This window comes from Desulfosporosinus sp. SYSU MS00001 (assembly GCF_049943955.1).
In the GTDB taxonomy this organism is placed as follows: Bacteria; Bacillota; Desulfitobacteriia; order Desulfitobacteriales; family Desulfitobacteriaceae; genus Desulfosporosinus.
This window is the reverse complement of the sequence record NZ_JBNFTW010000001.1, coordinates 300,488-319,577: the sequence shown is the minus strand read 5'-3', so window position 1 is coordinate 319,577 and position 19,090 is coordinate 300,488. Positions and strand designations below refer to the sequence as shown.

Annotated in this window: 16 protein-coding genes; 2 read left to right on the top strand and 14 right to left on the bottom strand. The window is 44.7% G+C overall.

All coding sequences use genetic code 11. The features are described from left to right. The first annotated feature begins 80 nt into the window (after positions 1 to 80). Positions 81 to 1,169 (top strand): sensor histidine kinase, encoded by a 1,089-nt coding sequence (locus ACPUYX_RS01450; RefSeq protein ID WP_426377967.1) that lies wholly within the window; start codon positions 81 to 83, stop codon positions 1,167 to 1,169. A gap of 619 nt (positions 1,170 to 1,788) precedes the next feature. Here ACPUYX_RS01450 and ACPUYX_RS01445 read toward each other — a convergent pair. The 10 genes from ACPUYX_RS01445 to ACPUYX_RS01400 form a co-directional block, all read right to left on the bottom strand. Next, on the bottom strand, positions 1,789 to 3,138 hold the full coding sequence (locus ACPUYX_RS01445) for an aspartate aminotransferase family protein (protein WP_426378303.1): 1,350 nt from the start codon (positions 3,136 to 3,138) through the stop codon (positions 1,789 to 1,791). 141 nt (positions 3,139 to 3,279) lie between these two features. Next, positions 3,280 to 4,410 (bottom strand): iron-containing alcohol dehydrogenase, encoded by a 1,131-nt coding sequence (locus ACPUYX_RS01440; RefSeq protein WP_426378302.1) that lies wholly within the window; start codon positions 4,408 to 4,410, stop codon positions 3,280 to 3,282. Between the two features lie 73 nt (positions 4,411 to 4,483). Continuing rightward, positions 4,484 to 5,845: a putrescine aminotransferase gene (locus tag ACPUYX_RS01435; protein WP_426377966.1), complete on the bottom strand. Its 1,362-nt coding sequence runs from the start codon at positions 5,843 to 5,845 to the stop codon at positions 4,484 to 4,486. Between the two features lie 228 nt (positions 5,846 to 6,073). Further along, positions 6,074 to 7,549 carry an aldehyde dehydrogenase family protein gene (locus ACPUYX_RS01430; RefSeq protein ID WP_426377965.1) on the bottom strand — a complete coding sequence of 492 codons (1,476 nt, stop codon included), beginning with the start codon at positions 7,547 to 7,549 and terminating at the stop codon, positions 6,074 to 6,076. A gap of 61 nt (positions 7,550 to 7,610) precedes the next feature. Next, positions 7,611 to 8,414 carry an ABC transporter permease gene (locus ACPUYX_RS01425; RefSeq protein WP_426377964.1) on the bottom strand — a complete coding sequence of 268 codons (804 nt, stop codon included), beginning with the start codon at positions 8,412 to 8,414 and terminating at the stop codon, positions 7,611 to 7,613. A gap of 13 nt (positions 8,415 to 8,427) precedes the next feature. Continuing rightward, entirely contained in the window at positions 8,428 to 9,342 is a 915-nt protein-coding gene (locus ACPUYX_RS01420) for an ABC transporter permease (protein ID WP_426377963.1), read from the bottom strand. Next, positions 9,339 to 10,472 carry an ABC transporter ATP-binding protein gene (locus tag ACPUYX_RS01415; protein ID WP_426377962.1) on the bottom strand — a complete coding sequence of 378 codons (1,134 nt, stop codon included), beginning with the start codon at positions 10,470 to 10,472 and terminating at the stop codon, positions 9,339 to 9,341. The genes ACPUYX_RS01420 and ACPUYX_RS01415 overlap by 4 nt, the downstream gene beginning before the upstream one ends. 29 nt (positions 10,473 to 10,501) lie before the next feature. Continuing rightward, positions 10,502 to 10,840: a P-II family nitrogen regulator gene (locus tag ACPUYX_RS01410; RefSeq protein WP_088228717.1), complete on the bottom strand. Its 339-nt coding sequence runs from the start codon at positions 10,838 to 10,840 to the stop codon at positions 10,502 to 10,504. Between the two features lie 47 nt (positions 10,841 to 10,887). Next, on the bottom strand, positions 10,888 to 11,955 hold the full coding sequence (locus ACPUYX_RS01405) for an ABC transporter substrate-binding protein (protein WP_426377961.1): 1,068 nt from the start codon (positions 11,953 to 11,955) through the stop codon (positions 10,888 to 10,890). Positions 11,956 to 12,204: 249 nt separating this feature from the next. Continuing rightward, complete coding sequence (locus ACPUYX_RS01400; RefSeq protein WP_426378301.1) at positions 12,205 to 12,783, bottom strand: AAA family ATPase; 579 nt, start codon at positions 12,781 to 12,783, stop codon at positions 12,205 to 12,207. Between the two features lie 320 nt (positions 12,784 to 13,103). Here ACPUYX_RS01400 and ACPUYX_RS01395 point away from each other — a divergent pair, with 320 nt between their 5' ends. Next, positions 13,104 to 14,225: a PucR family transcriptional regulator gene (locus ACPUYX_RS01395; RefSeq protein WP_426377960.1), complete on the top strand. Its 1,122-nt coding sequence runs from the start codon at positions 13,104 to 13,106 to the stop codon at positions 14,223 to 14,225. Between the two features lie 74 nt (positions 14,226 to 14,299). On the opposite strand, the gene ACPUYX_RS01390 is transcribed toward ACPUYX_RS01395, so the two are convergent. Genes ACPUYX_RS01390 through fdhF form a run of 4 tightly spaced genes read right to left on the bottom strand, consistent with a single transcriptional unit; the run spans position 14,300 to position 19,078 of the window. Further along, a complete protein-coding gene (locus ACPUYX_RS01390) occupies positions 14,300 to 14,872 on the bottom strand; it encodes a 4Fe-4S dicluster domain-containing protein (RefSeq protein ID WP_426377959.1) in 573 nt (190 codons plus the stop codon). Next, the gene (locus ACPUYX_RS01385; RefSeq protein WP_426377958.1) at positions 14,872 to 16,260 is read right to left on the bottom strand and encodes a [FeFe] hydrogenase, group A; all 1,389 of its coding nucleotides are present in this window, start codon (positions 16,258 to 16,260) and stop codon (positions 14,872 to 14,874) included. The genes ACPUYX_RS01390 and ACPUYX_RS01385 overlap by 1 nt, the downstream gene beginning before the upstream one ends. 51 nt (positions 16,261 to 16,311) lie before the next feature. Next, the gene (locus ACPUYX_RS01380; RefSeq protein WP_426377957.1) at positions 16,312 to 16,890 is read right to left on the bottom strand and encodes a 4Fe-4S dicluster domain-containing protein; all 579 of its coding nucleotides are present in this window, start codon (positions 16,888 to 16,890) and stop codon (positions 16,312 to 16,314) included. A 52-nt stretch (positions 16,891 to 16,942) separates the two neighbouring features. Beyond that, the gene (gene fdhF, locus ACPUYX_RS01375; RefSeq protein WP_426377956.1) at positions 16,943 to 19,078 is read right to left on the bottom strand and encodes a formate dehydrogenase subunit alpha; all 2,136 of its coding nucleotides are present in this window, start codon (positions 19,076 to 19,078) and stop codon (positions 16,943 to 16,945) included. Positions 19,079 to 19,090 lie beyond the last annotated feature (12 nt).

The following is a 19,090-nucleotide window of genomic DNA, read 5'->3' as shown; positions in this document are numbered from 1 at the left end:
ACTTGCCTTATTAGTTATCGCTTGTTGAGCAGAACCCTTCCTTTAGAATTTTACTATCAAATCAATTGGAGCTGGTCTTTTTGGATTTTACCCAAGCAATGAATCAACCAGAAATCCTCCTGGTGGATGATACACCGGAACATATTGAAACGGCTGTAATGATGCTGCGGGAAAGCAACTTTAAAGTGCGCATCGCTACCAAAGGGAGTACTGCTTTTAAGTTAATTGAGCAGCATCCTCCAGACCTTATCCTCTTAGATGTCTACATGCCGGAAATGGATGGCTTCGACATCTGCCGAATTCTTAAAACCGAAAGTGATTTTAGCTATATTCCCATTATTTTTCTGACATCCAGCAATGATCCGGAAAGTATTAAAAAGGGATTTGAACTCGGTGCCCAGGATTATGTCGTTAAGCCTTTTAATATTTCAGAACTTCTTGCCCGAGTCCATACCCATATCAAGCTTAAAATACAAACAGAATCCTTGATCAAAGCGAATCAAGAACTGGATAGCTTTTGCTATACCGTTGCCCATGACTTAAAAGCTCCGCTGCTCTCCCTCAGAAAACTCACAGAATACCTGGCTTTAGACTACTCAACTCTACTGGATAACGATGGCCTGGAACTAATTGATAACATTCAGCAAAAGTCGCAGGAAGTTGTCAAGCTTGTTGACCATTTACTTGAGCTCTCAAGAATGAGTGAAATGCCGATGAGCATCGAACCGATTAATTTAGAGCAACTATTTAGGAAAGTTTACGACGAGCTCATCAAACTTGAGCCTCCAAGAAATGTAACCCTTAGGATTAATAATATCCCTCTTATTCAAGGCGACCTAGTCATGATCAAACTCCTCGCTATCAATATTCTCTCCAATGCTTTAAAATACACCCGCATTCGCAAAGATGCTTGTATTGATATCTCATCTTCAGAAAATGAGACTGAATATATCATCTCTGTCAGAGACAATGGTGCAGGCTTTGATATGCGTTATGCTTCACGATTATTTAGCGTCTTTCAGAGACTCCATTCGCAAAATGAGTTCGAAGGCTCCGGTGTCGGTCTTGCCATCGCCCAAAAAATTCTTAAGAGACATCATGGTTTAGCCTGGATGACAGGAAAGGTTGATGAAGGCGCAACATTTTACTTCAGTTTACCCAAAACCTAAGTGAACTCGTTCAGCTAAAGCTGAACATCGGGGCTTCAGATACAATAATGTCCAGTGGACATTATTGCCGAGCCACCTTTCTCAATAGGAATACTTGGCGGCGAAGGAGGACTCTACTCCACCTGAAGTTTTCGAAGGCCCCACCCCCACTTGTAAAAGTGGGGGTGGGGCCTTCGAAAACTTGATAAACTAGCCATAGTCCTGGCGGGTATAATTCCGACTTCAATTAACCCTGTCCACAAAGAAATTCTTGCACCAAAGATCACTCGGCTGAAGAGTGTCCCGGCCAAAGTTATCTGTACTCATCTAGTGAGCCGCACTTGGAGCCTCAAGCTTAATCGCCGTATTTGCTGTCCGTAAAATTCATATTACAAAATTTGATGTTGTTATTATCTCTTTCTCTAAAACAATGACATATTCTTACACATTCCGGACATCTGAAATACATATAGGTTCGACCGTCGTGAAAAGCATGAACCCCTTTCATCTCAGAATTGCTAATCTTAATTTTATTGTTACAATGTTGGCACTTGATTTCATAAATAACTTCCATACTTACTCCTATCTTTGACTAACATACCCTGTTGCTTCCCAGTTCAAAAGGATAGCAAATTCAATTCTATCTGCATTTCTCAATGGCTGACTCTAAAATTTGCAATCCCCTTTTGAGCTGAGCATCGGTAACAACCAATGGGCACAAAAATCTTATGACATTTGCATAAATTCCCGCACTTTCTATGATCAAGCCATTTGATGCCGCACACTTCACAATATCCGTAACCAATTTGGGATTAGGATTCTTACTCTTTTTGTCGGTAACGAATTCAATGCCCATCATACAACCTATACCTCTTACGTCACCAACCTCTTCATATTTCTCTTTCCACTGGTTAAATTTTTCTTTACATATTTCAGCAATATCTAGAGAACGTTCACACATATTATCCCGCTCAATAATTTCTATAACCTTTAGGGCAGACGCGCAGGCAATAGGGTTTCCGCCGAAAGTACCTCCGATAATACTGCTTTTAACACCGTCAAAAATTTGGGCGCTGGCTGTAACGGCGCTAAGTGGAATTCCGCCGGCAATAGATTTTGCAGTTGTTATAATGTCTGGAGGACAGCCAGCCTCAGCCCAGTAGTTTGAAACAAACATCTTGCCCGAACGAGCAAAGCCCGTCTGAACTTCATCGGCAATCATTAGAATACCGCTTTCATCACATAGTTTTCTGATAGCCTTGACCCACTCTAAAGGTGCAGGAATAAAGCCACCCTCTCCTTGCACAGGCTCGAAAACAACCGCAGCCACATATTCTGGCGGTGATGCTTCTTCAAATACTTTTTGAAATTTATCCGCATAATAAGCTATTTTCTCTTCTTCCGAATATCCTTGCGGTCCTCTAAATAGATAGGGAAATTCTGCTCGGTATACCCCATCTGGGAATGGACCAATACCGAAGGAATAAGCCTTTTTGGAAGTCATAGCAGAAGCAAGCAGGGTTCTGCCATGAAAAGCGCCCGAAAATACGATGATATTAGGTCGCTTCGTATAAGACTTAGCAATTTTAACGGCATTTTCAACAGCCTCTGCACCGGAGTTTACAAACATCGTCTTTCTTTTTTCACCTTTGACGGGGATAATTTGGTTCATTTTTTCTGCCAGCTTAATATATCCTTCATGAGTCACTATGTTCATCATAGCATGGAAATATTTATCGGACTGTTCTTTGACAGCCTCTATTAGTTCAGGATGACTGTACCCTATATTCAGTACACCTACTCCTCCAACCCAATCGAGAAAAATATTACCGTCCACATCTTCCAACATTGCACCTTCTCCTCTGCTGATTACGCAGGGATAAACACAGTTTATGGCACGTGGAACAGCCTCTCCTCTCCTTTCTATTATTGCTTTGGCCTTCGGGCCCGGCAAAGGCGTATTTATCGTTGGCAAAGCATCTCTAAGCATCATAAATTATCTCCTTACATATAAAATGTTTTATACCTATCAGACTCTCATACTGCTTCTCGGCACCACAGAGGTTGGGAAAATGAAAATGGAACTTTCCCGGCAATAAGTATGCCTTACGTTGCGTGGGATACTTTTTCTTTAGATTGCTTTCCGGTATATCCTTTTAATATCTTCCAAACTAAATACAACCGGGTGATTAGCGATTCCGGCCGCAGAAACTTTAAGGCAATTTTCCGCCATCCAATCCACATCTTCCAGAGTAATTCCCTGCTCGCCCAGAGTTGTTGCTAAATCAATTTTAGTAAGCAATTCCCTAACTTTCGCTACACAGTCATTTTCATCCTTACCTCCTAAAAGTTTGGAAATAACAGCAAATTTCTCAGGTGCACCACTGATTGATTCTTCAAAAATCACCGGGGTAAGGGCAGCTAGCCCCCTGCCATGGACTATATTTTTTAAACCGCTTGCAGGATGTTCCAATCCATGCGGTGCTGTAACACCGGCTGTATTAATAACCATTCCGCCAAGTGTACTTGCGAAACAAAGCTGCTCCCAGCTATCAAGATCGGACGGATCATCATATACCTTACAAAGGCTATAGGCACTTAGACGGATACCTTCCAAAGCCTGCATTCTGGTCAACGGTTGCGATAGAAAGGACAAATACCCCTCCATACAGTGACAAAGGGCATCAAAACCAACGCAAGCCAGCGTGGATTTTGGCATGGTTGTCATAAGCAGCGGATCTATTATGGAACATGCAGGCACAATGGCTTTACAGCGCAGAGATTTTTTATCCATAGTTTTCGGATTGGTCATTACGGCAAAGCCGTTTCCTTCGCTTCCGGTACCGCAAGTTGTAGGTATGGCGATAACAGGCAGCGCCTTATCACTGAGTTTGCGGCCAAAAACAAAGTCATTGATATCACCACCGTTAACTATTTGAAAGGCAATACCCTTAGCAGCGTCAATACTACTGCCTCCACCTACGCCGATTATAACGTCGCAGCCCTCCGAAGCTGCCAGTGCTGCACCTTCATAGATTGTGGTGGTCAAAGGATTCGGGGTGATCTTATCAAATAAACAAAAGGAAACATCATTCTCTTGCAGAAGTGCTTCAATCTTAGGCAAAAGACCAGAACGTTGGGTGCTGCTTCCGCCGGTGACGAGCAGGACGCGCTTGCCCAGTGCGGCCGCCTTTTCACCAATGGTATCTGATTTTCCGCAGCCGAACACGAGATTAACCGGCAAATGATACTGAAATTCCAGCATAATTAAACCTCCAAAGGTGCAGGGAGAGAAGCTCAGCGTCTCTCCCCATGATGTTTGATTTATCCAGTTTTTAAGACCTCCACTTCTCAATCTGCCTATCTGCTTCAGAGACTGCCTCCTCAAAGCGTTCAACAACGATGTTGAAATCCTCGTAAGAAGTGGTCGCTGCAGGCTCAAAGCGGATTACCTTAGAATTGTTGAGAGTCCCGGCTGTCATGACACGTCGCGCGAACATGCCTTTGGCCACGATGTAGCCGATCTCCGACTTCGGAAACTCAACCCCAATCATCAAGCCGATGCCGCGGATTTCACTGAGAACGCGCGGATACTTGGCCTGGACCTCCTTCAGCTTGCTCATGAGATATTGACCTTTTTCTTTTGCCTGCCGCGGTATGTCATATTTGAGCATGAAGTTTATCGTGGCAATTGCCGCGGCGCAGGCCAGGGGATTGCCGCCGAAGGTTGGGGAGCCAAGTATCCAAGGATTATCCTGGAGTTCCTGTGTCCATAGATGTGGCCGGGCTATAATGCCCGTGATGGGCATGATACCTCCGCCGAAGGCCTTGCCGTAGGTCATGATGTCAGGGGTTACCCCTTCTTCCTCGCAGCGAAACATAGAACCCGTCCGCCCCATGCCGGTCTGGATCTCATCAAAGATTAAACAGACCCCATATTCGTCACAGATCTGGCGAACCTCCCGAAGATAGCCTTGAGGCGGGACGATAACACCGGCTTCGCCCTGGATCGGTTCAAGGATGACAGCCGCTACCTTCTCTCCCACTGCTGTGAGGTTTTTGATTGCTTTACGGATATCTGCTGCCACTCCATATTCCACGTGCTGCACCTGCTGCACTATAGGCAGATAGGGAATGCGGTAAGTACCCTTTCCCCCCATTGACAGAGCCCCCATTGATTTGCCGTGGAAGCCTCCGATGCTGGAGATATACCAGCGGCCGCCCGTGGCAATACGGGCGAGTTTAAGCGCCATCTCAACTGCTTCGGCACCGCCATTAGTAAAAAAGCAGTATTGCAAGTCGCCAGGGGTAATTTCAGCCACCGCTTTGGCAAGATAACCGCGCAGCGGATCAAGCAGTTCTTGGCTGTGCAGTGCTTGCCGGTGAAGCTGTGCCTCGACCGCCTTTAAGATTTCCGGATTTCTATGACCGCACATATAGATGCCAAACCCACCTAGGCAATCAATGAATTCCTCACCGTAAACATCGTAGAAATAAGAGTCGTGATCCATCCACTCGACAAAGGCGGCATTCGTAGAAACCGATTTACGATATTTAAGCCAGCCAGGATTGATATAGGTGTTATAGTTCTCTATCGCATCCTCGACGATTCTTCCCTTATCTTCTGTGCTGAGCTCGTGGCCAGTAATATAACCGAGTGCCCTGTCAAGTTCTTTTAGTGCCTGCTCTTTACTCATTCTAAACTCCTCTTTCCCTTACCTCATAAATTTCCTACCTAATTAAATAATGATTCTGCTGCAGAAACATCAAATTTCGGACACGTGCTTAACGTTTTCTTGTCTGCATTCGCTTACGCAAATTTCCCTAATACGCTCTCTTGGCAATAGTTACTTTTGGTAGTGAAATCAACGATTAACATAAATGTAAGTTGAAAATACTCTGTTCCAGCCGGAAAGAAAAACTAATCACTCTTTAAACCAACCGAGGGGCGACGGTTCGAGATTGATATTGATCTGTTTTACCTCGGTATATTCCTCAAACCCAAAGGTACCAAGTTCGCGACCCAAACCGCTCTGTTTGTAGCCCCCCCACGGAGCTTCGTTATACGTTGGATTGTAAGCGTTGATCCAGGTAATACCTGCCCGCAGCTTTTTAATGACACGGAGTCCTTTAGCACCATCTTGCGTAAAAACTCCACCTGCCAGTCCATAAATCGTGTTGTTGGCCAAGGAGACGGCTTCTTGTTCATCTTTGAATTTCTGGACAACCAACACCGGTCCGAAAATTTCCTCCTGAACAATGCGCATTTCCGGTGAGGTGTCTATAAAAATCGTAGGTTCTACGAAGTATCCCTTTTCTAAATCGCCCTCCAGAATTCGGTTTCCACCGCACACCAGCCTGGCGCCCTCTTTTTTTCCCAGTTCTATGTAATCAAGTACCCGGTTCAGGTGCGTTTCGCTGATCAGGGGGCCCATCTCGACGTCCTCCTCCAGCCCCGGTCCGACCTTAATCTGCTTAGTCCGTTCGACAAGCCTCTCTAGAAATTGGTCATGGATACTCTCTTCAATTAGGAGCCTGGAGCCAGCGCTGCAGACCTCACCTTGGTTTACAAAGATGGCAAAAAGAGTCCAATCCACAGCCGCCTCAAAATCCGCATCGGCAAAAATAATATTTGGCGATTTACCGCCCAGTTCGAGGGAGATATTCTTAATGTTGCCTGTTGCAGCCATCATAATTGAACGTCCTGTCTTAGTACCACCTGTAAAGGCGACCTTATCAATATCGAAATTGGCAGCAATCTCGTGTCCCACTGTATCGCCGGCGCCCAGCACAAGGTTAGCTACCCCCTTGGGATAACCCACTACGTCAATAAGTTCAAAAAGCCTGATGACCGTCAATGGGGTTAGCTCTGAGGGCTTAAAGACAACTGTATTGCCTGCCGCGAGAGCCGGAGCTAATTTCCAGGCAGCCATCAACAGCGGATAATTCCAAGGAACGATCTGACCACAGACACCGATGGGCTCGCGCACAACCAGAGTCTGCATCGGATCAGCTACATCATAAGTCTGACCATGGGGCTTGGTGGCAAGACCGGCGTAATACCTAAAACAAGCGACCGCATCACTGACATCGCACTGAGCCTCGCGGAGAGCTTTGCCGTTGTTCTGAGTTTCCAGCTTGGCAAATTCCTCCGCCCGCTTTTCCAGTGAGTCGGCGAGAGCAAACATAAGCCTGGCGCGTTCACTTGGAGGCGTTACCATCCAGCCGTCTTCATAAAAAGCCCTCTTGGCTGCAGCGACGGCAAGCTGCACATCTTCCGCAGCGCCTTCAGCTATGGTTGCCAGAACACTGGCGTCGGCTGGATTGATAACGTCTCGGGTCTTACCGGCAAGCGCCGGCACCCATTGACCGTCAATATACATTTTTTCGATACGTTCCATACATAAGCTCCTCTCTAAATTTATTAATCGGGAAGTCCTGACTCAGGCAAGTTTATGGGTTTTAAACCAGACCCTTTTTAGAGGTTTTGGCTTCGAAGGTTCGCATGACCACAAGAATTAAGAGCGTGATCAGAATAATCACAGTGATTAAGGCATTGATATCTGGTGAGACTCCTGTTTTAACCTTATTGAAGATATAAATAGGCAGCGTCACGCTATCCACACCGGTGGTGAAAAAGCTAACGATCACATCATCCAGCGACAGGGTGAGGGCCAGCATAGCACCGGCGAGAATCCCTGGGGCGATGATCGGCAGCGTGATGCGCAAAAGAGTGTGCAGGCGGGTAGCACCCAGGTCCATCGCCGCTTCTTCCACCGACATGTCATAGCCGGAGATGCGTGAACGCACCGTGACAACAACATAGGGTATCGAAAAGGTGACATGGGCAATAATCAGCGTCGTAATGCCCAGACTAATATTCAGGATGTGGTAAAAGGCGAGCAAAGAGATACCCATGACGATCTCGGGGATAACAATGGGGATATAGAGGAAGGAGTCGACAATACTTTTACCCCTAAATTGATAACGAAACATTCCTATAGCGGCAAGGGTGCCAATAAAAACCGAGATGACAACGGTAGAAACGGCAACGATCGCTGTGTTTTCTAAGGCCGACATAAGATCCGTGTTCTGCAGCATAACGCCGTACCACTGGAGAGTGAATCCCTGAAAAACGATATTGAGCTTAGAGGAATTAAACGAGAAAAAGACAATGATCGCGATGGGCAGGTAGAGAAAAATATAGATCAGGGTCACAAAGACCGCCGACAGGAGCTTGGTTAACTGTTTGTTGCTTGAATTCATAACCTTACCCCCCTTAAGTAATATTTTCGAGACTACCGCCGAAGTGCTTGTAGACTCTCATCAAGACGATGGTGAAGACAATCAGGAGAATCGACAGGGCTGCACCGAAGGGCCAATCTCTTGCCGCAAGAAATTGGTTTCTGATAAGATTGCCAACGAGGATGGAATTGCCGCCTCCTAATAGGTCACTGATGAAGAAGTAGCCAAGCGTCGGGATAAAGACTTGGATGCAGCCGGCAAAGACACCCGGAACGGTAAGCGGGAGCGTTACCCGCCAAAAAGCTCGCCGCGGCTTGGCACCAAGATCGTTGGCGGCTTCCAGCAAAGAACGATCAAGTTTCTCGATTGAGCTGTAAAGGGGCAGCACCATAAATGGAAACAGGGTATAGACCATTCCGACCATCACCGCTCCGTTTGTATAAAGCAACTGGAGTGGTCGAGAAATCAAGTGCGCCGATTGCAGCAGTGTATTAAAGGTACCGTTCGTCCGCAGCAGGATTATCCAGCCATAAGTACGAATAAGTGAGTTAGTCCAAAACGGCAGCATGATCAGAGAAAGCAGAATACTTTTGTTGCGGTTACTGGCCCTGGCAATGATATAGGCGAAGGGATAGCCTATCGTCAGGCAGAGTACAGTGGTTGCCAGAGCAATGACAATGGAAACAAGAAAGATCTTCAAGTAAAGGGGATCATCGATCCGCAGATAGTTTTGAAAATTTAAGTTAGCAACTACTCCTCCATAAGTACCTTTTTTCATAAAGCTGATTACAAGGATATACGCCAGAGGAGCGGCGACGAAAATTAAAAGCCATAGGATGACCGGACCAACCATCAGGAAAAGCGGAATACTTCGGGAAAGGGCCATTCGCTGCTTAGATGCGGTTGTCTTTGCTCTGAACGAAACTGCAGGTGGAGTCACGGTATTCATACACTCACCTCGATTTTTGGGACCTGCTCTATGAGATTATAGAGAGTTTCCTCATGAGTATGGAGAACAACGGTACCATCCTTTTCCCAATAGACCCAAACGACCTCGCCTGGAGCAATCAGTGGTGTGCCTGCCAACAAACTCATTTTAAGGTCCTGTCCATTAGGCAGCTCAATGATTGTCTTGATAATCGAGCCCACATAGATATGTTCTTTGACAGTGCCCCTGAGGTTGAAACCCGGCACTGCGGCAGCAGAGCATTTGAGCTTTTCAGGGCGCACTGAGATATACACCATCTCGTCCTGACTGAACCCGGCGGCGCTAACCTCGGCGTTGCCAGTTTCAAAGATAACGTTGAGATTGTCGCCGTCAACACTTCCAACCGAAGCCTCAAGAATATTCGATTCACCAATAAAATCCGCGACGAATTTCGTTGCCGGTTGATTATAGATCACATCAGGCGGACCGATCTGCTCCAGGATACCATTGTTCATGACTGCGATGCGATCACTCATGGTTAAGGACTCTTCCTGATCGTGCGTTACATACACAAAAGTAATGCCCAGTTGGCGTTGGAGGTGCTTGAGCTCGACTTGCATCTGCTTGCGCAGTTTGAGATCCAAGGCACCAAGGGGCTCATCAAGCAGCAAAACCTTAGGTCGATTGACAAGCGCTCGGGCAATAGCCACACGCTGTTTCTGTCCGCCTGACAACTGGGAAGGCATCCGCTTCTCATAGCCATCCATCTGCACTAAGGAAAGCATCTCACCTACCCGCTGACGGATTTCCTCTTTCTTGACTTTTTTCTCAGTTAGTCCAAAGGCAATATTGTCATAGACGTTCATATGGGGGAACAAGGCATAATTCTGGAACACAGTGTTGACATTGCGCTGATAAGGTGCCTTGTTCCCAACATTTTCACCTTCGATGATCACAGCGCCTGAGGTCACGGCTTCAAATCCGGCAATCATCCGCAAGGTCGTCGTCTTGCCGCAGCCGGAAGGCCCGAGCATTGTTAAAAACTCACCCTCCCGTATCTGAAGGTTTAGGTTTTTGACGACCTTGTTAGCACCATAAAATTTATCCACATTGCGTAGTTCAACCATGACCTTAGCAGATACTTGTGCCATACGGGCACCTCCTTATTGCTTGTGTCGGTTTACAGAGTTTTCTCCCCTCTCTCTCCGGTTCGTATGCGCATGACATCGCGGACATCCGAAATGAACACTTTGCCGTCTCCCACTTTACCCGTGGAGATTGTTTCGTGGAGCTCAGTGAGAATCTCCTCGACATCCTCATCCAAAACCACCGTCATCACCTGAACTTTAGGCAGTAAGTTTATCTCGAGGTTAAGTCCTTCAAACTCCTTGATTCTGCCCTTTTGGTGACCACAGCCCATTACGGCTGTGACAGTAAGGCCGATATAGTCATGCTTAGCTAGAATTTTCTTGACGTCGACGAGTTTCTCGGAACGAGTGATTATTTCAAGTTTTACCATCTTGTTCACACTCCCTTTTTTTGCGTTCGCTATGCCTGGAAGACTAATTAGCCCTTAAATTCTGTCCAGATCCTATCAAATTGGCTCAAAGAGGCCCCCACATCGTTAAGAAGTTCGCTGCTTTTAATCTTGTCGAAGGGGATATTGCTGGCTGGGTTGTCAAGATAGCTTTTCCCTAACAATGAATGAGCGGCTTTATTGGGATTGGTATAGGGGTACTCGTTGGAAATTAATTTACTGACGGTCGGATCAAGGATATAGTTGATGAACATCTCTGCTTCCTTTTCATGCTTGGTACCTTTAACGACACAGAGGTTGTCAATAGTAAGTCCTGAAATGCCCTCTTTAGGCCAAATAACTTTGATATCCGGGTTCGATTTAATAGCCAGGGCAGCTTCGCCGTTGTAGATAAGGCCAATAGAACACTCTCCGGAAATCAAGGCGGTTTTAGGACTATCGCTGTCGAACACCTTAATATTCGGTCTGAGTTTCTTTAACCAACGTTCAGCGTCTTTTAGATCATTTTCATTGGTGTCGTTAAGCGAGTGACCTGTCGCGAGCAAGGCAGCTCCGATAATGGGCCGCTCATCGTCAACAACGACTATCTGGTCTTTGAATGAAGGATCAAGCAAATCGTTATAGCTGGTGATGGTCTTAGTCACCTTTTTGGTGTTGACCGCCAGAACAACCGGACTGGAAAGGTACGGAACAGTGTATTTATTTCCCGGGTCGTAATCACGGTTTAGAAAACTATCATCTATGTTTTGAAAATTAGGGATATTATCCTTGTTAATCGGCTGAATAAGATTTTGGGCTATCATGCCTTTAACCGCGTAATTGCTGGGTACGACAACATCATACTGTGAGAGCCCACCCGCTTGTAACTTAGCTATCATTTCCTCGTTAGAAGAGAAGTTACTCATCTTGACTGTGATGCCATACTTCTGCTTGAAGGAATCGAGCACTGACTGCGGGGTATACTCAGTCCATTGGAAAAAGTTAATTTCTTTAGTATCGCTGTCGTCACTCGTTGTTTTACTGGAACCACAGCCACCGAGAGATACCATTCCAAACGCCAAGAGTACCACCATAACTAGGGATGAGATACGTTTCATGAAAGTTCCTCCTTACTTTGATTTAATTAATACTTGTGTTGGTTATCTCTTATAAAAACTTAACAATAAAAGCGGTTGTTAAGCCAACACCTGCGTCAGGACAAGAAAAAGGGTTGTCTCGCCTGTAGCGAAACAACCCCATTGTTGTTATAAGATGAAACAATCCAGTTCTAACACTTTGTTGCTTTTTTGGATATTTAATCAGAAATGCCCCATTGCATAGTTTGGAGATTCTATTTTCAGAGCCTGTTATTTCAAATTGAATCTCTTCCTTATAATTTCTACGAGCACTTCACAGGTTCCCTCAACTCCCAGTAAACTGGAATCCAGCATTACATGCTTGAAGTCTTTATCTGACATGGAGTAACCACAATAGTGTTTGTGGTATGCGTCCCTCGCTTTGTCGACAGCAGCAATCATTTTCTTTGCCTCGGCGGGTTGCATATTCAATATCTCCACACAATTACAAAGTCTTGCGGTATAAGGTGCATAGATGAATACATTAATAATATCCGTATAATCTTTGAGAATATAATCTGAACACCGACCAACGATGATACATGGCTTTTTTTCCGCGAAATCTGTGATAATTTTTTGCTGAACAGCAAATATTTGATCCTGAATTTCGTTAGTCCCCATACCCAACGGATAACTCATGTTGAAAAACTCAGATTTTGCACTTTCCTCTTCATCACTTATAGTTGAAACAGGAAGATTCAGCTTCTTTGAGGTGAATTCCACGATCTCTCTGTCGTAATATTCGATGCCCAACATTTCACTGACTTTTCGAGCGATCGGCCGACCTAGACTGCCAAACTGCCGTGCTATTGTAACTACAAATTTTTGTCCCGTAGTTAATCATCCCTTCGGAGAAATCTTGTTTTGTTTATGTTAGTATTTTAGCACACATAAACTATAATCCAATGGGCCCACTCAACAAACATTTTGCATTTTTTTGTATTCCCAGTACAATTCATTGACCCTTTGGGCAATTCCTGAGCAACAATGCTTCTCCCCAAATAAAAGTATCAAGCCTTTTTCCGAAGGCTTTGGCGGACCTCAGCTAGAAATCAACTTACTATATTTATTATTTAATTAGTAAAATTAGTATGATATACTCAAAAAAATCTACCAAGGAGGTTAGCCCTATGCGGACACAAGTAAAAACTTTATATGAGTCTGCAAGAACAAAATACATGATGACCATCCTTGGCGGGCAAAATGGGTTGAACAATGCTACTTCCTGGGTATATGTTACCGAAGATATTCAAACCGTTTCATTTTTAAAGGGTGGAGAGCTGGTTATTACCACAGGGCTTTTTACTCAAAATAACATTAATCTGTATAATTTCATCCGTACGATCGCTCTGCACAATTGCAGCGGCATCGTGCTTAATGTAGGTAAGTATATTAGTAAGGAAGATATTACTCCAGAAATTATCGATTTTTGCAATACCAACGGATTTCCGCTCTTCACGATGCCTTGGGAGATACATTTAGTGGACATTTTGCAGGATTTCTGCAAACTCCTTCTCTATGACAACAATTGGGAAAATCAACTCAGTGCAACCTTTCAGAACGCCATTAATCAGATGCCGGTACAAGACAATACTCTCCGCGCTCTAAATCAGTTTGGGTTTGAAACTACAGGAGACTACAGAGTTCTCGTAATCCGAAATTTAACAGATACAACCATAATTACTTCACCACTGAACAGCTACAGTCTGAAATATCACCTGTTTCAATATGACAATATGCACATTCTTGTCTATAATACGGCACAGAAGCAGCTTTCCTTGGAAAGGGTAATTACACTGATTTGTTATTGTGACAGTATTATTCTGGGTATCAGTGATACAGCACATTCCCTTGCCCAAATTAGTTTAAACTATAAACGCGCTCGTTTTTCTCTGGCTGCTGCAGAATTCTACAAACGGCAGAGTGTGCGTTTTGATGAGCTTGGACTGTTTCAGATATTTTTCAGTTTATCTGATCCAAGTTTGCTGGAAACACTTTTTTCGCAGCATCTGGGCAAATTAGAAAAATACGATCGCGACCACGATTCAGATTACATGAACACGCTTCATATTTACCTCTTATCAGATTGCAGCCTGCTCGATACGGCATCCCGGCTGCACACGCATCGAAATACGATCATCTACCGCCTGCGAAAAATTAAAGAAATCCTTAATATTGAGCTGGACAATTCTTCGATTAAATTTAATCTTATGATGTCATTTTGTATTAAAGAATATCTCTCTATGTTCTAACGTATTGTTGATGAACACAAATAGTAGGGTACCTATCCCGTAAAACTTCAAATTGTTTCTTGCCAAGTTTAAAGTCACACGTTCGGCATAGATAGGCCGATCACACTTCGACGTCTCTTTTCCTTGGTTTCTCTTACTAAGTCATCAGAATTAACGATTCTAAAAGCATCTGTAGGGCACACTTCCATACAAGCCGGTCCGCCTTGTCTTCCCAAGCACAGATCACATTTATTCGCAACCATTTTCTCTTTAATGCAGAGCTTGCCGCCGTCATCACATTTTAATCCCGCTTGCTGTTTCTTCTCTCCATCTTCATAGCTTGAGACCATCTCTATAGCACCAAAAGGACATGCCACGATACAGGTTTTACAGCCGATACAAGTCCTTTGATTGATATAGATAACCCCCTCCTTATTCACAATGCACCCTTCGGGACAAGCATTGGCACAAGGAGCATCTTCACAATGCCGGCACTGTATGGGAGCGCTTACAGCTGCGGTTTTTATAACACTCAGCCGTGGATTAAATTCAATTTCCAGCTTTGTTGAGGTAAATATATTCTCACTTGAATGAGCCACAACACAGGCTACTTCACAGGTTCTGCAGCCGATGCATTTATTGGGATCTGCGACAACAAAGCTATTCATTAGTTTTGCCCCTTTCTGACAACATATTCCGTATGCAATAGATGATGCGATTGATGTCCCAAAGGTTCCCCCACGAATTCCTTATACAGTTTTAGAATATCCGGATTTTCATGAGACTTCCTTATATTCAACTGGGAATCATGCTCATAAATTGAAGTTTTTCTGCTTCTTAACGCCGCTTCTCTGTACTCCGGTAAAAGAAATTTTGGCTGTCCTCCGCCGTTGATACATCCTCTCGAACAAGTCATCACCTCAATAAAGTGATATTGGCATCTTCCTGCCTTCACATCTTCAAGGATCTTAGCAGCGTTCTTTAAGCCTGAAACCACAGCAACCCTAAGTTCCATCTCACCCGCCCGTATCATTGCGGTCTTAATACTCTCACTGCCTCTGACAAAATTCAGTTCTATTCTTGGGGCAGGCTTTTTAGTCATTAATTCATAACATGTTCTCAAAGCTGCCTCCATAACTCCGCCGGTTGTACCGAAGATAGCACCTGCTCCTGAATAGTTACCTAACGGTAAATCAAAGGCTTCATCCGGCAAATTGGCAAAGTCAATTCCTCTATCCTTGATCAGTTGTGCTAACTCCCTTGTTGTTAGGACAACATCCACATCCCTATAGCCGCTGTCCGCCATCTCTTCCCGCGCACATTCAAATTGTTTGCAGGTACAAGGCATAATTGCAGCGCTTAAGATTTTGGACGGATCAATATTATCAATCTTGGCCCCGTAAGTTTTAAAGATAACCCCGGACATCTGCTGAGGTGACTTACAGCTAGATAAATGATGAAGCAATTCCGGATATTCCTGTTCGGCATATTTTACCCAGGCGGGACAGCAAGAAGTAAACATGGGGAGATTCTTACCCTCTGCTATCCGTTTAACAAGCTCACTGCCTTCCTCCATAATCGTTAAATCTGCCCCAAAATTTGTATCATAGACACGATCAAAGCCTAATCTTCGCAGTGCCGCAGCCATTTTACCGGGTGTGAGAGAACCGTAAGGAAAACCGAATTCTTCTGCGAGAGAAACTCTTACAGCCGGTGCACATTGAACAATTTTATAAAGTTCGGCAGAAGCTAAAGCCTCCTTGACTTGTTGAGCATGACCTATATAGTAAGCAGCAAAAAGAGGCTCCTTGACAGTTTTCAGCATGCTTCTTTCCTCAAGTTTAATTGCTCTTGGTGTTAAACTTTCGTCAAAAGCTGAAGCATAGACACTGCATATCTGGACACATTGACCGCATAAAACACAGCGTTCCTCATTGATGGATTGCGGGGCATCTTTTTCACCTTCAATAGCATTCACAGGACAAACTTCTGCGCAGCGTCTGCACCCTGTACATAATTCACGATCTATATTAATTAAATAATCTGTTCTGTCCATCGTTACTTTTCCCTTCTCTTAGCTGTCAACTATCTCTTCTAAGTCACACTGTTATTTTACTGCTGCTAAAAGATTCACAGCGGCCTGACGATTTCGCCGTTTCTTTTCTTCTGCAGGAATTACAAGGGTTAATGCTTGTTGTGGACAAGCGGCAACACACGCCGGCTTACCATGTTCTTTACACAGGTCACACTTGTAGGCAACAGTTTTAACCTTTTCCTCAAGGCCGAACTCGCCCTCTTCTTTCAGGTTCGCTTGAATTACGGCTTCGCCATCCTCAAACTGCGGGAGTAAATCGATGGCCCCAAAAGGACAAGCGAGCAGACATGTTTTGCAGCCGATACAGGCGGTCTCGTCAATTACAATCCTATTGTCCTCCTGCTTAATTGCTCCGATGCGGCAGGAATTGGCACAAGGCGCATCTTCGCAGTGCCGGCATTGAATGGGCATTTTAAGGTCTTCACCCCTTACAAGGTATAACCTTGGAATGATCGGGGATTCTATAGTTCCCACAGCCATTGCCACTTGATTTTCCTTATTATGAACCGCAAAGCAAACTATTTCACAAACTTTACAACCGATACACTTATTAGAGTTTGCTGCCACAAATGAATTTAAAGTTCCGCTCATCCTGACTCGTCCTTTCCTCAGCAATTTTTAACCTTATATCCAACCTTAAGACTCACACGTTTACACCCATCTGTTTCCTTAATTTAGCGTATTCGTCTCTTACATGCTGCTCAGCCCACGCTTGGTCCTTAATTCTTTCCACTTTAACAGCGCAATATTTAAATTCAGGAGTTTTGGTAATTGGGTCAACATGGTCACTGGTCAATTCGTTGCATGCTCCAATCCACCACTGATATGTCATATAGGTTGCACCCTTTTTCACTCTTTCAGTTACAAGAGCCCTGGCCATAACGCTTCCTCTTCGCGAACTGATTCTTATCAACTCCTGGTCTTTGATATTAAGTTCTTCAGCGTCTTCGACACTGAGTTGTACATATCCCGGCTCATCTGCAAGTTGTTGCAGAGCACGGCAGTTTCCCGTCATTGTTCTTACAGAGTAATGGCCAACCTCCCGTACCGTTGACAGACTCAGGGGAAATTCCTCATCTGCCAGTTCCAGTGGAGGCCTCCAGTCACAGGCAAATAGTTGTCCTTTTCCATTAGGCGTTGAAAATTGATTTTCTCCATATAAATAGGGTGTTCCGCTATGCTCCTCTGTCGGACATGGCCACTGAATACTTCCTAATTCATCCAAGCGCTTATAACTTGCCCCTGCAAAACTAGGACAGAGACGTCTCATCTCATTCCATATTTCCTCGGTATCCTTATACTTCATCTCATACCCCATGGCCGTGGCAATTTCACATATAATCTGCCAATCAGGTTTGCATTCACCCTTGGGTTCCACTGCTTTTTTGAATCTCTGGAAGCCGCGATCAGCAGAGGAATATACCCCTTCATGTTCTCCCCAGGAGGTAGCCGGTAGTATAACATCGGCATGAAGTGCCGTCTTGTTCATAAAAATATCCTGAACAATGACCAGCTCCATCTTATCAAGGACTTCTCTTACCTCACCGGCATTTGGATCACTCTGCACAGGATCTTCCCCCATGATGTAATAAGCTTTAACCTTATCCTCATGGAGCACCAAATGGGGTATTTCCGTAAGCTTATAGCCGACCCGCTCGGATAATTTAACTCCCCAGGCCTTCTCGAATTTTTTCCGCGCTTTTGCATCCGTCACCCCTTGGTAGCCCGGATAAACATCGGGAAGCGTTCCCATGTCACAAGTTCCCTGAACATTATTTTGCCCTCTCACAGGACCAATACCAACATTCGCTCTGCCCAAATTACCGCTCAGCAGTGCCAGAGAGGCCAATCCTCTGACGACATCAACTGCTTGAGAAAATTGACAAACGCCCATACCATAGAGAATCATAGCGTTTTTCGCCCCAGCATAGTCTCTCATCGCTTTTCTTATGTCATCTGCCTTGACACCGGTTATTTCCTCTGCATATTCTGGAGTGTATTTAGCCACTTCAGTTTTATAGTCTTCTAGGCCTTCCACATACTTACTTACATAGTCCTTGTCATATAGCTCTTCATTAATCAGGACATTACCGCAGGCATTAACTAAGGCCATATTGGTACCTCCTTTTAAGGGAAGCCACAAATCTGCAATTCTCACGGATTCAGTTATTCTTGGATCCACGACAATCACCTTAGCTCCTTTTTCCTTGGCCTTAATGATTCGCCGGGCAACAATAGGGTGAGAGTCCGCCCCGTTGTACCCAAATATCAGCAATAAATCCGCATTTTCTATCTCAGGAATAGAATTAGACATTGCACCGTTTCCTAACGACTGGGCCAGACCGGCCACAGAAGGAGCGTGTCAAACTCTGGCGCAGTGATCGATGTTATTAGTGCCAATAACAGCCCTCATGAACTTCTGCATGACATAATTCGCTTCATTTCCGGCTCCTCGTGCCGAACCGGTACCCATAATTGCATCCGGGCCGTATTCCTTTTTAATTTCAGTGAGCTTCCCGGCAACAAATTCTACGGCTTCCTGCCAAGAAACTTCTTCTAATTTCCCATTTTTTCTGATGAGTGGTCTTTTTAGCCTTGCGGTCAAGATTTGAGGATCATTTAAGAAATCCCACCCATAGTAGCCCTTTAGGCACAGATTCCCTTCATTTGTTCTTCCATCGGCAGCCTCAGCTCTGATTACCTGCCCATCCTTAACGACAAGATACAACTTACATCCTGTACCACAATATGGGCAGACTGTTAATACTTTTTTCTCCATGTTATCTTCTCC

Bases quoted from the DNA above. Each gene is read 5' to 3' on its own strand.
- ACPUYX_RS01445 (WP_426378303.1), bottom strand. From the start codon at position 3,138: ATGCTTAGAGATGCTTTGCCAACGATAAATACGCCTTTGCCGGGCCCG.
- ACPUYX_RS01435 (WP_426377966.1), bottom strand. From the start codon at position 5,845: ATGAGTAAAGAGCAGGCACTAAAAGAACTTGACAGGGCACTCGGTTAT.
- ACPUYX_RS01430 (WP_426377965.1), bottom strand. From the start codon at position 7,549: ATGGAACGTATCGAAAAAATGTATATTGACGGTCAATGGGTGCCGGCG.
- ACPUYX_RS01425 (WP_426377964.1), bottom strand. From the start codon at position 8,414: ATGAATTCAAGCAACAAACAGTTAACCAAGCTCCTGTCGGCGGTCTTT.
- ACPUYX_RS01420 (WP_426377963.1), bottom strand. From the start codon at position 9,342: ATGAATACCGTGACTCCACCTGCAGTTTCGTTCAGAGCAAAGACAACC.
- ACPUYX_RS01415 (WP_426377962.1), bottom strand. From the start codon at position 10,472: ATGGCACAAGTATCTGCTAAGGTCATGGTTGAACTACGCAATGTGGAT.
- ACPUYX_RS01410 (WP_088228717.1), bottom strand. From the start codon at position 10,840: ATGGTAAAACTTGAAATAATCACTCGTTCCGAGAAACTCGTCGACGTC.
- ACPUYX_RS01405 (WP_426377961.1), bottom strand. From the start codon at position 11,955: ATGAAACGTATCTCATCCCTAGTTATGGTGGTACTCTTGGCGTTTGGA.
- ACPUYX_RS01395 (WP_426377960.1), top strand. From the start codon at position 13,104: ATGCGGACACAAGTAAAAACTTTATATGAGTCTGCAAGAACAAAATAC.
- ACPUYX_RS01390 (WP_426377959.1), bottom strand. From the start codon at position 14,872: ATGAATAGCTTTGTTGTCGCAGATCCCAATAAATGCATCGGCTGCAGA.
- ACPUYX_RS01385 (WP_426377958.1), bottom strand. From the start codon at position 16,260: ATGGACAGAACAGATTATTTAATTAATATAGATCGTGAATTATGTACA.
- ACPUYX_RS01380 (WP_426377957.1), bottom strand. From the start codon at position 16,890: ATGAGCGGAACTTTAAATTCATTTGTGGCAGCAAACTCTAATAAGTGT.